The 17,360-nt window shown below is 56.9% G+C and carries 20 protein-coding genes; 11 read left to right on the top strand and 9 right to left on the bottom strand.

The window, feature by feature from the left end; all coding sequences use genetic code 11:
- Positions 1 to 103 precede the first annotated feature (103 nt).
- The 7 genes from ACYSMN_RS25145 to ACYSMN_RS25115 all read left to right on the top strand — a co-directional run bounded on the left by ACYSMN_RS25145 (position 104) and on the right by ACYSMN_RS25115 (position 6,092).
- Positions 104 to 1,339: an ABC transporter substrate-binding protein gene (locus ACYSMN_RS25145; RefSeq protein WP_488926695.1), complete on the top strand. Its 1,236-nt coding sequence runs from the start codon at positions 104 to 106 to the stop codon at positions 1,337 to 1,339.
- Positions 1,326 to 2,171 (top strand): ABC transporter permease subunit, encoded by an 846-nt coding sequence (locus ACYSMN_RS25140; protein ID WP_488926694.1) that lies wholly within the window; start codon positions 1,326 to 1,328, stop codon positions 2,169 to 2,171. The genes ACYSMN_RS25145 and ACYSMN_RS25140 overlap by 14 nt, the downstream gene beginning before the upstream one ends.
- Complete coding sequence (locus ACYSMN_RS25135; protein ID WP_488926693.1) at positions 2,161 to 2,922, top strand: ABC transporter permease; 762 nt, start codon at positions 2,161 to 2,163, stop codon at positions 2,920 to 2,922. Before ACYSMN_RS25140 ends, ACYSMN_RS25135 begins: the two co-directional genes overlap by 11 nt.
- A gap of 125 nt (positions 2,923 to 3,047) precedes the next feature.
- Positions 3,048 to 3,668: a hypothetical protein gene (locus ACYSMN_RS25130; protein WP_488926692.1), complete on the top strand. Its 621-nt coding sequence runs from the start codon at positions 3,048 to 3,050 to the stop codon at positions 3,666 to 3,668.
- Positions 3,661 to 4,314, top strand: coding sequence for a hypothetical protein (locus ACYSMN_RS25125; protein WP_488926691.1), 654 nt, complete (start codon positions 3,661 to 3,663; stop codon positions 4,312 to 4,314). Before ACYSMN_RS25130 ends, ACYSMN_RS25125 begins: the two co-directional genes overlap by 8 nt.
- Positions 4,315 to 4,317: 3 nt before the next feature.
- Positions 4,318 to 5,040, top strand: a complete 723-nt coding sequence (locus tag ACYSMN_RS25120; protein WP_488926690.1) for an ABC transporter ATP-binding protein — start codon at positions 4,318 to 4,320, stop codon at positions 5,038 to 5,040.
- 119 nt (positions 5,041 to 5,159) lie between these two features.
- Positions 5,160 to 6,092: a radical SAM protein gene (locus ACYSMN_RS25115; RefSeq protein WP_488926689.1), complete on the top strand. Its 933-nt coding sequence runs from the start codon at positions 5,160 to 5,162 to the stop codon at positions 6,090 to 6,092.
- 51 nt (positions 6,093 to 6,143) lie between these two features.
- Here ACYSMN_RS25115 and ACYSMN_RS25110 read toward each other — a convergent pair whose 3' ends face one another.
- Positions 6,144 to 6,611 (bottom strand): LexA family protein, encoded by a 468-nt coding sequence (locus ACYSMN_RS25110; protein ID WP_488926688.1) that lies wholly within the window; start codon positions 6,609 to 6,611, stop codon positions 6,144 to 6,146.
- Positions 6,612 to 7,073: 462 nt separating this feature from the next.
- Here ACYSMN_RS25110 and ACYSMN_RS25105 point away from each other — a divergent pair, with 462 nt between their 5' ends.
- The 3 genes from ACYSMN_RS25105 (at position 7,074) to ACYSMN_RS25095 (ending at position 11,537) form a co-directional block, all read left to right on the top strand.
- A complete protein-coding gene (locus tag ACYSMN_RS25105) occupies positions 7,074 to 7,526 on the top strand; it encodes a hypothetical protein (RefSeq protein WP_488926687.1) in 453 nt (150 codons plus the stop codon).
- Between the two features lie 260 nt (positions 7,527 to 7,786).
- Positions 7,787 to 10,426, top strand: a complete 2,640-nt coding sequence (locus ACYSMN_RS25100; protein ID WP_488926686.1) for a glycoside hydrolase family 31 protein — start codon at positions 7,787 to 7,789, stop codon at positions 10,424 to 10,426.
- Between the two features lie 193 nt (positions 10,427 to 10,619).
- Entirely contained in the window at positions 10,620 to 11,537 is a 918-nt protein-coding gene (locus ACYSMN_RS25095; RefSeq protein WP_488926685.1) for an adenylate/guanylate cyclase domain-containing protein, read from the top strand.
- A gap of 45 nt (positions 11,538 to 11,582) precedes the next feature.
- On the opposite strand, the gene ACYSMN_RS25090 is transcribed toward ACYSMN_RS25095, so the two are convergent.
- The 8 genes from ACYSMN_RS25090 to ACYSMN_RS25055 form a co-directional block, all read right to left on the bottom strand.
- The gene (locus ACYSMN_RS25090) at positions 11,583 to 12,059 is read right to left on the bottom strand and encodes an AAA-type ATPase lid domain-containing protein (RefSeq protein WP_488926684.1); all 477 of its coding nucleotides are present in this window, start codon (positions 12,057 to 12,059) and stop codon (positions 11,583 to 11,585) included.
- Positions 12,060 to 12,210: 151 nt separating this feature from the next.
- On the bottom strand, positions 12,211 to 12,672 hold the full coding sequence (locus ACYSMN_RS25085) for a DinB family protein (RefSeq protein ID WP_488926683.1): 462 nt from the start codon (positions 12,670 to 12,672) through the stop codon (positions 12,211 to 12,213).
- Between the two features lie 5 nt (positions 12,673 to 12,677).
- A complete protein-coding gene (locus ACYSMN_RS25080) occupies positions 12,678 to 13,460 on the bottom strand; it encodes a sulfite exporter TauE/SafE family protein (protein ID WP_488926682.1) in 783 nt (260 codons plus the stop codon).
- Positions 13,461 to 13,528: 68 nt separating this feature from the next.
- A complete protein-coding gene (locus ACYSMN_RS25075; protein ID WP_488926681.1) occupies positions 13,529 to 13,822 on the bottom strand; it encodes an alpha/beta fold hydrolase in 294 nt (97 codons plus the stop codon).
- A 63-nt stretch (positions 13,823 to 13,885) separates the two neighbouring features.
- Positions 13,886 to 14,386, bottom strand: coding sequence for an alpha/beta fold hydrolase (locus ACYSMN_RS25070; RefSeq protein WP_488926680.1), 501 nt, complete (start codon positions 14,384 to 14,386; stop codon positions 13,886 to 13,888).
- Positions 14,387 to 14,602: 216 nt separating this feature from the next.
- Complete coding sequence (locus ACYSMN_RS25065) at positions 14,603 to 15,025, bottom strand: nuclear transport factor 2 family protein (RefSeq protein WP_488926679.1); 423 nt, start codon at positions 15,023 to 15,025, stop codon at positions 14,603 to 14,605.
- Positions 15,026 to 15,117: 92 nt separating this feature from the next.
- On the bottom strand, positions 15,118 to 15,750 hold the full coding sequence (locus ACYSMN_RS25060) for a pyridoxamine 5'-phosphate oxidase family protein (RefSeq protein ID WP_488926678.1): 633 nt from the start codon (positions 15,748 to 15,750) through the stop codon (positions 15,118 to 15,120).
- 130 nt (positions 15,751 to 15,880) lie between these two features.
- Positions 15,881 to 16,465 carry a TetR/AcrR family transcriptional regulator gene (locus ACYSMN_RS25055; RefSeq protein ID WP_488926677.1) on the bottom strand — a complete coding sequence of 195 codons (585 nt, stop codon included), beginning with the start codon at positions 16,463 to 16,465 and terminating at the stop codon, positions 15,881 to 15,883.
- A 237-nt stretch (positions 16,466 to 16,702) separates the two neighbouring features.
- Here ACYSMN_RS25055 and ACYSMN_RS25050 point away from each other — a divergent pair.
- Positions 16,703 to 17,360, top strand: a 658-nt coding sequence (locus ACYSMN_RS25050; protein WP_488926676.1) for an ATP-binding protein, incomplete at its 3' end; no start/stop codon positions are given.

Below are 17,360 nucleotides of genomic sequence, written 5' to 3'. Positions count from 1 at the left end.
TGCGGAACAGACTTTTTTGACCTAGGCCTACTACCTCGCAACTTGGGTTAGCTAGTTTCCCTGCTCATCTAAGCAGGGAAATCAGCCTAGAACTTACCCCTCAATGAAACAACGTCTCTTTTCGCTTTTCACCACCCTCGCGTTGCTAACCGGCTGCAATTCGGCCGATAAGCCCCGCGAGCCGCAGCAAGTGCTGGCCCAGAGCTGGGCGCAAGTCGAAGCCAAGGGCAAAGGCCAGCCAGTGAGCATGCTCATGTGGCTCGGCGACCCGCTCATCAATCGTTACATGAATGGCTACGTGAAGCCTGAGCTACAACGCCGCTACGGCATTGACCTGCAAGTAGCTGCGGGCCAGGGCGCCGGCTTGGTGCAGACGCTGGTGGCTGAGCAGCAGGCAGGCCAGCCTAGCGAGGCCGATGTGGTGTGGATTAATGGTGAAACCTTCTACCAGCTCCGGCAGGTAAACGCGCTGCTTGGTCCCTTTGTAGATAAGCTGCCCAATGCCAAGCTGCTCGACCTGCAAAACCCGTTCATTAACACCGACTTTCAGCAGCCGGTTGGGGGCCTGGAATGTCCTTGGGGAAACGTGCAGTTTGCTTTCATCTACGACCAGCAGCGTGTACCTAATCCCCCGCAGTCTTTTGCCGAGCTGCCTGCTTACTTGAAAGCTCACCCCGGGCAGTTCACCATCCCGAACGAGTTTACGGGCATGACCTTGCTCAAATCGTGGATGATAGCCTTGTCCGGTGACCCGCGGCTGTTTCAGGGCAAGTTCAATGAAGCCACTTACCAGAAATGGTCGGGGGAGCTGTGGAAGGTCATCAACCAGACTAAGCCTTACTTCTGGAAACAGGGCCAGACGTTTCCCGAGCAGCTGGCGCCGCTGCACCAGCTCTTCGCTAATGGGGAATTGGCCTTTACGTTCTCCAACAACGACGCCGAGGTCGACAACAAGGTGAATCAGGGCGTATTTCCGGCTACGGCCCGCGCTTACGTGCCCGCGCCGGGCACCATTCAAAACTCGCACTACCTCGGTGTGGTGCGCCACGCCCGGCACCCTGAGGCGGCCATGCTGGTGGTCAACTTCCTCATCTCGCCCGAAGCGCAGCTCAAGAAAATGGACCCGAACGTGTGGGGCGACCATACCGTGCTCAATCTGGCTGCTCTGCCCGCCACGCAGCGGCAGCAGTTCGAGCAGCTGCCCTCGCGCCGCTACGCGCCCAAACGAGCCGACATCCAGCAGCTTGCCGTGGCCGAGCCCGACCCGGAGTACATGACTCGCTTGTTCAAGGATTTTCGCACCTATGTCATCGAAGGACAACCTCTTGCGGCCAAGTAAACTACTGCTGCTGGGTTACGGCTTGCTGGTGGTGGGCCTGCCGCTGGCTGGGCTAGCCTACGCCCTGCTGGGTAGCGTGGGGCTGGTGGGGCCGCTGGCGGCTGGTTTCACTGCGCGCTACTGGCAGGCCCTGCCCGCCGATACGGGTTTGCTGGGCGCCGTGCTCTACAGCAGTTGGATTGCCTTGGCATCGGTGGGGTTGTCGGTGGCTGCCGCGCTCGGGCTCGTGCTGGGGGCGCAACCGACGTTGCGCCGCTGGCCGCTGCCCGGGCTGCTGTACGTGCCTTTGCTGCTGCCTTCGCTGGTGATGGGCTTCTACCTGTTTCAGCTGCTGAGCCGCGCGGGCTGGCTGTCCCGCGTGTGCTTCCAGCTGGGGCTGACCAGCGGCCTCGATGCCTTCCCCGAGCTGGTGCAAGACAAGGCGGGCCTCGGCATCATCCTGGCGCACGTCCTGCTGATTTTTCCCTTCCTCACCTTGCTGCTTCAAGCCATCTACCAAGAAAGCCGCCTCGACGAGCTACGGCAACTGACGCACACGTTGGGAGCCAGTATAGGGCAGTTTCGCCGCCGCGTGGCCCTGCCAATCCTGCTGCGCCGGGCTGCGCCTACGCTATTGCTGAGCACCGTGGCTACGCTCGGCGCCTACGACTTGCCGCTGTTGCTGGGTCGCCCGTATCCGCAAATGCTTTCCGTGCACATTGCTTCGCGCCTGCAACGCTTCGATTTGCGCGAGCTGCCGGCGGGCTATCTGGCCGGTTTCCTGGTGGCCATGCTACTACTGGTTCTCATTGCCGGCGTGGTGCGCCTCACCCAACCTCAACATGCGCGCTAAGCTGCTCGTCGGTACGCTAGCGGGGTTGTTTGCCCTGCCGTTTCTGCTGCTGGCCTTGCTAGCCTCGGCGCCCACGTGGCGCTTCCCGGCGGTGCTTCCCCCGGCGTACTCCCTCGACGCGCTCCGCAACCTGGTAGCCGCCGACAACGACCTGCTGGCTGGTCTCGGGCGCAGTCTGCTACTGGCTGGCAGCGTAGCTATTGTGGCTACTGCTGGCGGTTTTGTAGTAGCCGGGGCCGGGGCGCACTCTGGGTGGGCTCGGCGCTGGGAAGCCGCCAGCTACTTGCCTTACGCCCTGCCACCAGTATTGCTGGCCGCCCTGATTCAGCCCTTCATCATTCGCCTGCACCTGTCGGGTTCCGTTGGGGGCGTACTTCTAGGGCTGTTACTTGTTGCCTGGCCCTTTGCTACGCTGCTGCTGCGTAGCTTCTGGACCCAGCAAGCCGACGACTACGCGCAGTTGGCCCGCACCTTGGGTTGCACCCCCGGCCAGGCGCTACGTTGGGTGCTGCTGCCGCTAGCGTGGCCGCTGCTGCGTACCGCGCTCTGGCAGACATTTCTGCTGGCCTGGTTCGACTTTGGACTTACGAACCTCCTCAGTGTCGGCAAAGTGCGGACACTCACAGTCCAAGTGTTTACCTACGTCGGGGAGGCCAACACGCAGCTTGCGGCCCTGGCTTCGTTGCTGCTTATGCTCCCTCCACTGCTGCTGCTCTGGCTCAACCGGGCGGCGTTGTTGCGCAACACTTGATGAGTTCTTGGTGAGCGGTTTTTGGTTGTTGGCTTCCTCGTCATCCGGCAATCAACCCTCCCCAACTGAAACCGAATAGCTCTAAAGCAGCCCAAAACCATCCATCAAAAACTATAACCCAACGAATGCTACAAGCCCTGCTTATTTCCAACAATATTGTCGGTCTGGACAAGTGGTTTGTCTCCGGCGACTTAGTGCGGTACACCGTGTGTCCGATTACCCACGACTTCAATCCCGATCTGAGCGGCTACGACCTACTGGTGGTGCCCAACGGCTCCGACCACGTGGCCATGCTCAAAATTAAAGACAAGGTGCGCGCCTTTCTCGGCGCGGGCAAAGCCTTGGTATGCGCCGACGGCTGGTTTACGGCCTGGATACCCGGCAACCAGTGGGTGATGGACAACTCCCGCCGCACCCAGGACGTGCGCTACTCCCCCGGCACCGACCGGCACGGTCTGTTGCAGGGCTTGGCGCTGGACGAACTCAACTTTTCCCACGGCATGAGCGGCTGGTGGGCCTGCGGCTACATCCAGGCCGCGCCCAACGCCGACGTCGTACTCCACGATACCTGGCAGCGCCCCATCGTGGTGCTCGACGAAAAAAGCACGCCCGGCCGTATGCTGCTCACCGCCAGCGCCCCTCTGGCCGACGTGACTTTCGCTGGCCAGTCTGACAGCGCTTTGGTGACACTGTATCGTAACTTTCTGCACTTGCTGTTAACCCTCCAACCCACCTCCTATGTCTAAGATTGGTTTGATTTTCAACGGGGTATGGTCGCACTATGCCCTAGCCACGGCGCCCAAATACCGCGACCTGTACCGCCTGCTTTACGTGCACGACCTGAGCGCCAACGCCGTGCAGGGTCTGGAAGCATTGGCGATACCCTTTCAGTCAAATCAAACGGCGCTGGCCGCAAATAAGGCCCTCATTTACAACTTCCTGCGGGCCGGCAAAAAAGTGTTTGTGGAAGGCGACTCGTCTGCCACCTGGCTCGCTGCGCAGTGGGAAGACCGGCCCGTCAATAACCACTGGTGGGTGACGGACCCCACCAACCCGCCCGTTTCCCACACGGACTATTCGCACCCCGTGTACCAGGGCCTCACGCCGCGCCAAGCCTGCTGGCACACACACGGCGTGTACACCAGCATACCGGCCGAGGCCACCATCTTGCAAACCAATGCGGAGGGCGACATCATTACCTGGCAAACGCACCAATATGGTGGTACTCTGCTGGTCACCACCCTCGACCCGCTCGTGGAGCACGGCGTCCAGCAAATCACCCACCTCGACAACTACGTGGACCGGCTCACCGAATGGCTCAGCGGCGTGCGCCCCGAAGCCGAGCGTATGACCATCGACGCGGCGGCCTACGGCGCTGGGGCCCGCGTGTAAATCATGCTCACTGTTTCCCATCTTACCAAGAGCTTTGGCTCGGCCACCGTGTTGCGCGACGTGTCCTTTACGCTCGCGCCCAGTGAGGTGCTGGCCGTGCTGGGCCGCTCGGGAGGCGGCAAAACCACCTTGCTGAAAATTCTGGCCGGCCTGGAAGTGCCCGACGCGGGTACACTGGAAATCGACGGCCAAAACTTGCTGCCCATACCGCCCAACGAGCGGCAGATGGTGTATCTCTACCAGGAGCCTTTGTTGTTCCCGCACTTAACAGTGTTTGAAAACGTGGCGTTTGGCCTACGCATTCGTCGCCTGCCGCGCGCCGAAGTACACCAGCAAGTTGAAGCCATGCTCGCCGAGCTGGACCTGCTCGACCACGCCCACAAAGCACCACATCAGCTTTCGGGCGGGCAGCGGCAGCGCGTGTCGTTTGGGCGGGCCCTCATTATCCGCCCGCGCCTGCTGCTGCTCGACGAGCCGTTCGGCAACCTCGACACCCAGACCCGCGCCGACATGCAACAGCTGTTTTTGCGCGTGAGCCGGCTGCACCATATCACCTCGGTCTTTGTTACCCACGACAGCCGCGAAGCCCTAACGGTAGGCACCCGTCTGGCTTATCTTGACCAAGGCCAACTCACCTGCTTTGCCTCCGTGGCCGCGTTTGTACATGACGCGCGCACGGCCATCCACCAAGAGCTAGCCTTCTGGCGCTCCATTGATAGTGCCTAGTTGTTGGTGCCTAGTGTCTAGTGCTTAGTGCTTAGCTTGTCTAATCAAAGCACGACCCAAAACCAATCACTAAGCACCGACAACCAAGCACTAAGCACCAATAACCAGGCACTAAAAACATGAAGACCGACTTCAACCACTGCGAATCGGTGTATTGGGTGTTCACGCAGTTGTGCAATGACCAGTGCACCCACTGCTACAACAATTCTGGGCCGCGCGGAGAGCGAATCAGCGCCCAGGATTGCTTCCGCATTATTCGTAACCTGCCCGATCAAGTAGACCGACTGATCCTATCCGGCGGCGAGCCATTGGCGGATCGGGCCAAGCTGTATTTGATTTTGGAAGCCTTGCAGCAGAAATACCAGGGCCGCACCCAGATCATGCTGCAAACCAACGGAGACCTGCTCACCGCCGACATCCTCGACCATCTCATTGCCAAGGGCATCACCCGCTTCGACATCGCCAGCATCGACCGATTTCACAAGCTGGCGGGTTCGCGCCTGATGGCGCTGGCCGATCTGTTCGAGAGTCGCGGCGTCAACGGCGACGACCATGACCCGCTCATCGACAAGGAAAGCTACGTGGTAGAAAGCCACCGCCTCAGTTGGGGGTACTGGGGCGCCACCGACGACATGTGGCTGGGCGGCAACTGGGCCCGCGGCCGCGCCTTCGACAACGACCTGTGGCTTAAGGACCCCACGCATAACTTTTGCGGCATCCTCTCCGGGGCCAAAGGCTTTCTGGGTGGCACCGAGCTGCCGCAGGAAATCAGCATTCAGCTCTGGAAAATCAACCCTTGCTGCCCCGGCACCCGCTTTCCACTGGGCGATGCGCGCACCGAAAAAGTAGCCGATGTGCTGTTACGCGCTTCCAAGTCGGAAATCATGCAGCGCCTCAACCAAGGCCAGCCCTGGAACATGGGCGAGTCGCTGGGGGTGAGTGAAGAACACGCCCGCGCCCGTACGGCCGAATTGCAGAACGTCTGCCGCTGGTGCGACGAATTCTTTGAGCAGTTCATGGCCGCTCCTGAAGTGGCAATCAGCACCGTTTAGTTGCTTGTCTATTCAGCTGGCTTAATGATCTGACGCAACCTATTTCCGCCACTAATCACGACTGCGCAGCAACGCCGTTAGCTTGCCGGGAATCAATTCATGCACGACGTGGGTGACAACACCCCAAATCCGCAGGTTGTCGGGTTCTTTGATTTCATAGTCGGCATAGGCGGGATTCTCGGCCTGCAGCCACCAGCTGCCGCCGCGGCGCACGAGGCGCTTAACCGTGCACTCGCCTTCCACTACGGCCACTACAATATGGTTGTGGTCAGCCTCCAGGTGCTTGTCAACGGCCAGCAGGTCGCCGGCGTGAATTTCGGCGTTGGTCATACTCTCCCCCGACACGCGCACGAGGTAGGTAGCTTCTGGGTGGCGGAAAAGCAGACGGTTCAGATCAAAAAGCTCCTCTAGCTCATCGGAAGCCGGCGAAGGAAAACCAGCGGGCAATAGAGAAGCAAATACAGGAATCCAACAAGTAGTAGTTGGCGTACCAACTTCAATTAATTCGAGAGTGGTCATGTTGCACAAAGAAAAACGAACACAACAAGTATACTAACTATTTTAGCAAATGGTTTTTTAGGAGCTGTAATTTTACTCATGTCATATAAAAAGTCCTGTAACTTCATGGATTGCGCTAAATACCGGCCAGCAGACCAAGCTCTCACAAGGCCAAAACAAGTATTTCATTCAGTATTCATAGATAGTAATGAAAACTAAAATAAATAGCCAAGCTCCTCATTTTATCTCAACAATTCGCAATATTTTCGAAAGCAGCTTGGGTCAAATTCACAGCCTATATTTAGATTAATAGATAATCCACCCTTTATTCCGAATCACTAAGTATAATGTGGCGAGCAAGTAGTAAATTAAAATACGGCCCGCAATATCCCATCTGCACCGTTTCGTATCGGCTGGAAACCAGTTGGCTTGCCAAAATAATTAGTGCTACCTAAATTAGCTTAAATTTTTAGCTAGTTGAGTATGGCTGCCAAAAGAAAAAATCCGCAAACAGTTGTGCTGGACGCTTATCAGGCGGGAGAAACTGACGAATTTGTTCCGCCAGCTCTTCCAAGCCCTGACACAGCTTCGGCCTATCAAGACGTTGATGCTTCTTTGTGCCTCAGCTGTGGCGAGCCATTAGCTTGGCACGAAGAAGCGTGCCGAGTCGCAGACGAATCTTCGGCCGACAGTACGGCACCAGAAGCCCCGGACTCACCCGCTGAAGCCGCTCCTGACCTCACGCCCGCCCCCTACGCATACAACCTCGGCCAGCCGGTGCAACCCGTTGCCAACGCGCAAGCCCATACCATCATTTGGCGTGGTCAGGTGAAAAAGCGGCACCAGCGCACGGGTTTAGTGCACCGCGTCAACGTCTACCAGCTTGATAACGGGTACTGGGATTGCTACTACGAAGCCGAGTTGCAAGCCGCCTAATTCCCTCTGGATTGACGAATATCACAGCTTGAAGGCGGCGTGTTCTTTTTGTCACCAACCAATCTTTTATGATGCCTTTAGGTTGTTTCGTGAGCATACTTTATAGCATAGCCTTACCTAAAGTTTATATACTTTCTTCCTAGAAAATAACGTGATTGCCACAAATTGAATTACTGCCACGCCACGGTGTTCTCGCACCAGGTAACGCACTGATTCTGCTACGCTTGCTCATAAAGCCGGCTCCATTTGCGGCAATGCCTATGTTTCACTCGTTCACTTTGGCCGGCATCAGACGCCTTTTTTGCGTGGTGCTAGCTGGCTTATTCAACCTGTCCGCGCAAGGGCAGAATGTGGTACCGCAAGCCGATGCTCGCGCGGTGGTGCAGGCCGGAAATGCCCGCTTCACTGTGCTGACGCCCCAGTTGATTCGATTGGAATGGAGCACCAGCGGGCAGTTCGAGGATCACGCTTCTTTTGCCATCGTCAATCGGCAAACCTCTCCGCCCCCTTTTACCTCGGTCAGAATTGGGAACGTGATTGAAATCCGAACCGATTCGCTGGTATTGCGCTATGACCAAGGAGCTGCATTTAAAGCAGACAATCTGGAAATCCGCTTCAAAGTTAGGGGCCAGGAGCAAGTGTGGCGGCCCGGCATGGTCGATAGCCTGAATTTGAAAGGCACCGCTCGCACCCTCGATGGCCTCACCGCCGGCCGCAACTGGGAAGGCAAACCGCTGGATCTGGGGCAGGGTTTGCTGTCGCGGAGCGGCTGGCATTTGCTCGATGACTCCCGGAATTTCCTATTCGATGACTCGGACTGGAACTGGGTCACGACTCGCAAGGACAGCACCGCGCAGGACTGGTATTTCTTTGGCTACGGCCGCAACTACAAGGCCGCCCTCAAAGCCTACACAACCATCGGGGGCAAGATTCCGATGATTCCACGCTTTGCCCTGGGCTACTGGTGGAGCCGCTACTGGCTGTACTCGGATAGCGAGTTGCGCGGCCTAGTGCAGGACTTCCGGCAGTACGATATTCCGCTGGACGTGCTCATCATCGACATGGACTGGCACGAGACGTTTGGCGGCCTCACCACGCCCGGCAAGCCCAAAATGGACGAAACCGGTAACTGGTTGGGCTGGACCGGCTACACCTGGAACAAATCGTACTTCCCGGACCCGGCCAAGTTTCTGCGCTGGACCGATGAGCAGCAACTCAAAACCGCCCTGAACCTGCACCCCGCTTCCGGCATCGCGCCCATGGAAGAGCAATATGGCCGCTTTGCCAAGGCCTACGGCGCCGATACCACAGGCCAACACTACATTCCCTACCGGATGGAAGAAAAGAAGTGGGCCACCACCTACTTCGATCAGGTATTGCAGCCAATGGAGCAGCAGGGCGTGGACTTCTGGTGGCTGGACTGGCAGCAGAAACCGGCAAGCGAGATAGTGCCGGGCTTGAGCCATACCTGGTGGCTAAACCACACCTTCTTCACCGATATGCAGCGTCGGGGCGAGAAACGGCCGCTGCTATTTCACCGCTGGGGTGGCTTGGGCAATCACCGTTACCAAATCGGGTTTTCGGGCGACGACAAAATCGACTGGGGTTCCCTGAAATACCAGACCTACTTCACTCCTACTGCCTCCAACGTGGGCTACGGCTACTGGAGCCACGATATCGGCGGCCACGCGTCGGGTGAGCTCGACAGCAACGCGGAGTTGTACGTGCGGTGGTTGCAGTTCGGCGTTTTCAGCCCGATTCTGCGCACGCACAGCGCGAAGATATCGTCCATTGAGCGGCGGTTCTGGAAATATCCTGAGCAGTTCCGCACGATGAAGGACCTCATTCACCTGCGCTACAGCCTGGCGCCCTACCTCTACACGGCTGGGCGCACAGCTTATGATGAAGGCGTTTCCATCTGCCGGCCGATGTACTACGAGCATCCAGAGCAAGAGGCGGCATACCAAGCCCCGCACCAATATTACTTCGGCAATGATTTGCTGGTGGCGCCAGTCAGTGACCCGGCCGATGCGCAAACCAAGCTTGCTACCCAAGAAATTTGGTTGCCGGACGGCAAGTGGTACGAATGGCATTCCGGCAGCATGGTCAGCGGTGGCCAAACCATCCGCCGGTCCTTCGCGCTCGACGAAATTCCCCTCTACGCCAAGGCCGGGAGCATCATCCCGATGTACCCCAAAATACCCAACCTACAGGGCGACTTGACGCACCTTGTACTGGCGGTGGTGCCGGGCAGCGGCTCCACGGAAGTCTACGAAGATGATGGCACCACCGACGCGTACCAAAACGGCGCTTTTGCCAAAACCCGAATTCAAAGCCAGCAGCAGGATTCCAGCGTCGTGCTGCGGGTGGAGCCGACGAAAGGGTCGTACGACGGTATGTCCCGCAAACGCAGCTATACCATCCGGCTTCTGCACCAGTTTCCTCCCCGCTCGGTGCGCGTGAACGGCAAACGGTATCGGTACGGCAACAGCGGGGAAGCCGGCACCTGGACGTACGCGGGCGACCAATTGGCCGTGGAAATCCATATCAAGGAAACGTCCGTGCGCAAAACGCTGAAAGTAGACGTGCAGATGGATCCGAAGCTGCTAGCGCGGGAAAACTTGCTGGCGGGCAAAGTGCTGCAGTTCCGCCGCATCGGCAAGCTCATGGCCGACCTAAAGGTGGAAGTAGCGCGCAAAAACTGGTGGGCTTTTCTGCCCAATGAAGTGCTACGGGCCGAAACCGCTCCTACCCGCATCACTTACGAGCCGCAGCAACTGGTATCCATCCTGGCCCAGTACGAGCAAGACTACCCGGCGCTGCTCAAAGGCATTCAAGAACACCCAGACGCCCGGGGCGAAGTCAGCAAGGCGCTGGTCGAATACCTGCGCTACGAGTAAGTTTCGTTCCCTCGACTAGTTTTCTCGTGGTAGCGGCATTGTGGCCTGGCGCCTGTCACAAGCTCTTATTCTGCTCAGGCGCAGCCACAGCCTGCCGAAAGCGGTTATGAGCTGACGGATACTGACGAGGCTAGAATATTGTCGAGTGGTATCCGTCAGCTTGTTTGATGTAGAACCCGCTTTATTTCGCTCTATGGCTTCTTTGTGCGCTCTTCCCGACAACCAATTTTTCGACATGCTGCCGGGAGAAACGATTCTGGCCGCTGACCTTCGGCATGGCATTCCGCACGTGCACGCTTGTGGGGGGCTAGCCCGTTGTTCCACTTGCCGGGTGTTAGTGCTGGAGGGCTTAGAGCACCTACCACCCCGCAACGCGCTGGAGCAGGAGTTGGCGGAGCGCATTCACTTGCCCGAAACGATGCGCTTGGCGTGCCAGACCACCGTGGCTACTGGCACCGTCCGCTTCCGCCGCCCGGTGCTCGACGAGTTGGACATGCAGCTCGCCCGCCAGGAATTAACGCTGTTCAACCAGCAGCTAGGCGAGGAGAAGCAGTTGGCCATTCTCTTCTCCGACATCGAAGACTACACCTCATTTGCCGAGGCGGTGCCACCCTACGACGTGATTCACGTGTTGAACCGCTACTTCGAGCTGATGGGTGAAGAAGTCCGCCGCCACCATGGACAGATCATCGACTACATCGGAGATGGGCTAATGGTGGTATTTGGGCTCGAAACTCCCGACACGGCCGCAATTGACGCCGTTGCGGCGGGCCAGGCTATGCTGCGGGCCGTTGACCGTCTCAACCCTTATCTGCAAAACATGTATGAGCGCGGTTTCCGCGTGCGCATCGGAGTGCACTACGGCGACGTGGTGGTGGGCCATATTGGGGGCCCGGGTTTGCGCAAGCTCGCCACCATTGGCGATGCCGTGAACGTGGCAGCCCGCATAGAAAGCGCCAACAAGGAATGCGGCACCAACTTTCTCGTGTCGCAGGCAGTAGTGGATGCCGCTGGCGACAGCCTGGTTGTGCGCCAAGGTTTCCTGGCCCCGCTCAAGGGCAAAAAAGGCTTGCACCGCCTGTATGAAGTTGCTCCTGAATACTCGGCCTAGCAACACTAGGCTGTTTGCCGTGAGCACCTCGCAACCGTGGTTCACTCAACTAAGAGCATTAAACTCTTTTCTAATGCCAAGTTTGTTCATTTTTGCTTCCAAGGTAGTCGGCTTTATGTCCAGCAGTTCTGCGGCTCCTCCCTGGCCGCGAATACGCCCGCGCGTTTGCTTCAGTACGGTCAGGATGTAAGTGCGTTCCAGGTCCTGCAAGTTTTGCTTCATTCTTGCTGGTATACCCGACGAAGAATGAAAGGCGGTACCCGTCAACTCTGAAGTTGGGTCGAACTCAGCCAACTGGCTCATAGCAGCAACCGTCGTCAGGGGGCGGCTCAGTGTCAGCGGATGACGGCCATCGTTGAGAATGACGGACTGCTCGATGAGATTTTCCAGCTCTCGAATGTTGCCCGGCCACGAGTAGCTATGCAACTTTTGCAGCGTAAGGTCGGCGATGCCGCGGAAAGTGCAAAGGTCGAATCCGGGGCATCCGAGGAGCTGCGGTAATACCAGGTTTAAAGCCCACAACCCTAGAAGCCAGAATGGAAAAGCTGGGCATCAAAAACAGCAAATAAGTCCCCGGACACCTTGCTTTCCAGCTCACACCGAGAATCTCGCGCGGCAGGTCCTTCCTAGTAAAAGTCGGAGCCTACTGGCTCAGGCTTGCTACTCTTGCCAATTACTCAGTGGCTGCGGCTTGACCAGCAAGCAGCCGACGATGATAGTTGATTTGACCAAGGTGATAGTTGAGGTGGGTGGCTTGGTGTAATAGGAAAAACTGAGTCGAAACGGTAGTGTCAGCTATCCGCACTGGAAAGTCGCGGGCCAAATCGGCCTCGTTCAGAGCCGAGAGCGTAGGGCGTACAACGGCCCGGGCAGCCTCTATTTGGGCTAGAAGCTCCGCCCGGGACACATCACGGGCCGCAAACTCCAACGGCCGGTTACGCACGTAATCACCATCGCCTAGCACCACGCCGATAAAGTGCTGAAACGCACCCGCCAAATGCAGGGCCAGCGTACCGCCGGGATTGGTGATGTGGCCTGCTTCGCGCCAGAGCGCTGCCTCGTCGGGGTAGGCCAATACTTCTTCACGAAGCTTGGCTAGATCCCGTTCAAACAAAGTTATTAGGGTGTCAATCACGAGGCTTAAAAGTAAGTTTTGAAGAAGAAGTACACGCTCATGGCTAAGGCCACGGCCACTATCCCCCCCCGCAGGCGTTCTGCTGGCACCCGACGATCATAACGGACACCGGCCCACCCGCCAAGCATAGCACCAGCCATCATGACCAATGCCTGAGGCCAAAGCACGAGGCCAGAGCAGAGGAAGATACCAGCCGACACCGTGTTGTTACAAGTCACGATCTGTACTTTCAGAGCGTTCATGTTGTGCAGGTTGCGCATGCCCGCTAAACCCAGAGCAGCAAGCAGCATGATACCCAATCCGGCCCCGAAGTAGCCACCGTACACCCCAATCAGCAGCTGACTTACTAGCAAACCGGCCGAGAGCGGTGGCAGGGCCTCGGTTGTGATGCCGGGGCTGGTAGCCGTGGCAGTTGAACGACGCACTAGCTGCTTGCTCAAGGCGAATAACACGGTGGCTCCAAGCAGCAGAAACGGCACCAGACGTAGAAACACTTGGGGTGGAGTGCGCAACATCAGCCCGGCACCAGCTATGGAGCCCGCGCTGGTAGCGAGCAGCAGCAAGCCCACCTCCCGACTGGGCCAGGCCATCTTGCTCGCACTCGCGACTACGCTAGCCAACGAGCCCGGCCAGAGCGAAACGGCAGTTACGGCGTTGGCTGACAGCGGCGGTACTTGCGTAAACACCAAGGCCGGGAATGCTAGAAACCCACCGCCACCCGCTACAGCATTGAGGGCACTAGCCCCGACCGCAGCAACAAATAAAAATCCGGATTCGGAAGCAGTCATCGGTCAGAACTCAATAGGTTCGCGCAATGGCCGGCCCCGGTCAGGACCGGCCATTGCGCGGCTAATACCTAACGAGGCACGTTTTTGGTCATGAAAGTGTCGATAAGGCCCGCAATTTGAGCGTGGTCTTCCTCTAAAGCGAAGTGTCCCGTATCGAGCAGGTGCAGTTCTGCATCGGGCAGATCTTTTTTGAAAGCCTCGGCGCCCGCGGGACCAAATATTTCGTCATTCTTGCCCCATACGAGCAACGTAGGTGGTTGATGAGTTCGGAAATATTCCTGGAAAATAGGATATCCGTCCAGGTTCAGGCGATAATCGTGAAAGAGTTGGAGCTGTACCTCGCGGTTGCCAGGGCGGTCCATGTTCGCCGTGGCCAGGGTGTGGCCGTCGGGAGCGATGCTTTCGGGGTGGCGCGTGCCGTGGGTCTACTGCCACTGGTTGGCCTCCGGTGTCAGATATGCCCGCACTCCCGGCTCGGTGGCGGGACCAGCGTTGGTAGCGTAAGCAAATAGCGGCTCCCAGAAAGGTGTAAAGCCCTCCATATACGCGTTGCCGGACTGACTGATAATGGCCTCAATACGGTCGGGATGGCGGGAGGCGAGTTTGAGACCAAGCGGGGCCCCGTAGTCCTGGATATAGATCGAGAACCGGTCGAGCCCAACGGCATTGATGAACTTGACTACCACCTCATACAGCGACTCAAACGAATACTCGAACTGGTTGGCGGCGGGAAACGAAGAGTTGCCGAAACCAGGATAATCGGGGGCGACAAGGTGGTAGCGGCTTTCAAGGTCGACCATCAAATCGCGGAACATATGCGAGGAAGTTGGGAATCCGTGCAGGAGCAGAATGGTGGGGTGGGCCGGGTTGCCCGCCTCGCGATAGAAGATGTCGAGGTTGTCGATTTTAACCGTTTTGTGCAGCATGGGATTGGGTTGAAAAGTGGTTTATGAGAAAGCCAGGCCACCTGGCCTAGCTGGTTTTCCGAGGTGTTTCATATTGCTTTTTCTTGTCATAATCTTGATAAATAGCGTGTTATGAAGACGTAGCACTCCCGCGCTGAGGCACAAGTAAACCTGCCCGCCTTCTCAGGCGGTTTTAGTGCTGCCTTAGGCAGTCAATTAACCAGGAATGGTGGAAGGTTAGGCCGAGCGGTAGCGCCGTTCTTGCTCCTGAATGGGGTAGTCGTTGGCGCTCATGTCGCGGCGGCGCATCAGACCCTGGGCGTCAAATTCCCAGTGCTCGTTGCCGTGGGCCCGCATCCACTGCGTAGGATTATCCGCCGGCCGGTATTCGTACTCAAAGCGGACCGAAATGCGGTTATCGGTGAAGGCCCACAGTTCTTTCATGAGCCGATAGTCCAGTTCAGCCGCCCACTTGCGCCGCAAAAAGTCTTTGATGGCCTCGCGGCCCCGGAAAAACTCGCTGCGGTTGCGCCACTCCGAATCTTCAGTGTAGGCCAAAGCCACGCGCTCAGGGTCGCGGGAATTCCAGGCATCTTCGGCCGCCTGCACCTTGGCGCGCGCCGTTTCAGCGGTGAAGGGAGGAATAAGGGGAGTGGACATGAGCTAAACGAGTTGTTGAAGAATGAAAGTCCGAATAAAAGCTCGGCTGCCAGCAACCTCATTAGGCGTCAACTGCAACCGATCTTGTGTTCTCACTGAGATGTTTGCTCCAGGGAATTCGCTTGTTGGCGCCAGTGCGCCAGTTCCGCCTCCAAGCGGTGCACATAGGCGGTTTGCTCTGCCATAACAGTAGTCACTTCTTCAGCCGTGTAGCGGGGCGTGATGTGCTGAGGACAGTTCCAGTCGTACGCTTGCACAGCAAACACAACCATTCGCTTAGGTCGATGCGGGTAAGCAGTCGGATCAAGCCGCGCGAACAGTTCTGGTTGCTCGCCTAGCTCCACAATGCTGGCTTCCGCGTAGATTTTCAGTCGAGTCCGTCGGGGGTAGTCCATCAACAGCAAAGACACCTGAGGGTGCGTGAGCAAATTGCCAATCGAGATGTACTGCTTGTTACCCGTATAGTCAACAAAGCCTAGCCGGTGCTCATCCAACACAGTTAAGAAGCCTTTGGGCCCGCCTCGGTGCTGCACGTAAGGGTAGCCATTTTCGCCGATACTGGCGAGGTAGAAACTGTCACGTTCAGCCAGAAACTCAACTTCGTACTGCGTGAGTCCGGCAGTATAAGTGTGGTTTTCTTGCCGCGCGTAAGCTGAACGGCTACCATAACGCTGTTGTAATTGCTTGACTGGTTCCGTAAAGGCCAAAGCGGCGTAATTAGCCATAGGATGAGGAGTTGAGGGCTGAAGTCACAAGTAGAAAGTGTTCTTTTTTTCACATCACCCGTGGCATTATCTGACGGCATGATGGCACGAGCATATTCTAAAACATTTGGTCAATTATGAGGCAAAAAAATTAGTCTAATACCTGCAGCCCGGTTTGAATGACGAGCATTAAGTCCTGGGGGGCGTACATGCGACGGGAGATATTGAGGCCATTCCACAAGTTGATAAGGTAGCGAGCCAAGGCGCGGACATCAATCGATTCAGGAAGACTGCCAGCCTGTTGGCCTTGGCTAAGCGCCTCGTAAAATACTTGCTCAACGGCGGCCAACGCTCGGGCCGCAAGTTGTTTCATCTCCGGGTCTAGTGTTGCCATCTCCACTAGGGTATTACCGAAATAGCAGCCCTTCGCCACCACTCCTTCCGCGTGGCTAGGGTCGGCTAGCGCCTGGAAAGTCTGCCGAATAACTGCCAGTGGTTCCGAGCTTTCCTTCAGCGCTTGCCGTAAGGTTTTCAGGTAGTCGCGCTCAAATTGCTTGGTGGCTTGCACAAACACTCCGCGCTTGCTACCGAAAGTATGGTAAAGGCTGCCCTTGCGCAGACCCATGGCTGCTAGCAACTCCTCGGTAGATGTAGCGCCGTAGCCCTGCCGCCAGAAGAGATCCTGCGCTTTACTGAGAACATTCTCCTCATCAAATTCTTTGAGCCGACCAGCCACGATAGAAGGGTTTACGGTAGGGAACGGAGCAAAGGTAGCAAAATTTACCAATTGGTAAAGTTTATGATCAAATTTAATTTTCCATCCGATAACCAGTCGCTATAAAACTCGAGGCAAATGCACTGCGCAATGCTCACTACAATATCGCTCGTGACATAGCCACGAGAAGACTTTCTGAAACCCTTATCAACTGTTGCAATTGCTGCCGAAACCTATACATCAAGGTAGTATGGACAAATGTGCATTTGCATTGCATATTTGTCCATACAAACATTTACACTACGTATGCTTCCTCGCTTCCTTAGGCCCAAGCTAGAATCTTTAGCCAGAGGCTTCCCTATTTTAACCGTAACGGGACCCCGGCAATCTGGTAAATCAACCTTAGTAAGAGCTGTTTTCCCTGATCTACCTTACGTGTTGCTAGAAGACCCAGATGTTCGCTTGTTGGCCCAACAGGACCCTCGGCGTTTCCTGGCTACGTATCCGAACGGTGCCATCTTTGATGAAGTGCAGCGAGTGCCTGAATTGTTTTCTTACTTGCAGGGAGTGGTAGATCGGCAGCCGAGTCCTAGGGCTCCTTACGTACTGACTGGCTCCCAGAATTTTCTGCTGCTTGAAGGCATCGGCCAGACACTAGCGGGCCGCACTGCTGTTCTGCGCCTACTACCCCTAAGCTACGCGGAGTTGGCGGCCACGCAGCAACTTCCCCCTAACATCAATGAATTGCTTTTACGTGGCGGTTATCCTCGCCTGAGTAATCCGGCCCTGGCTCCCGCTGATTTCTACCCTAGCTATATTCAGACCTATTTGGAACGCGACGTCCGCTCCTTACAGGCCATTCAGGACTTAAACGCTTGGTGTGAGTTAACAACGGAAGAGGTCCGCAAAAGCCAGG

Source organism: Hymenobacter sp. M1-2 (genome assembly GCF_057808495.1).
The sequence above is the reverse complement of the archived record's forward strand: the minus strand, read 5'-3'. Positions and strand labels throughout refer to the sequence as shown.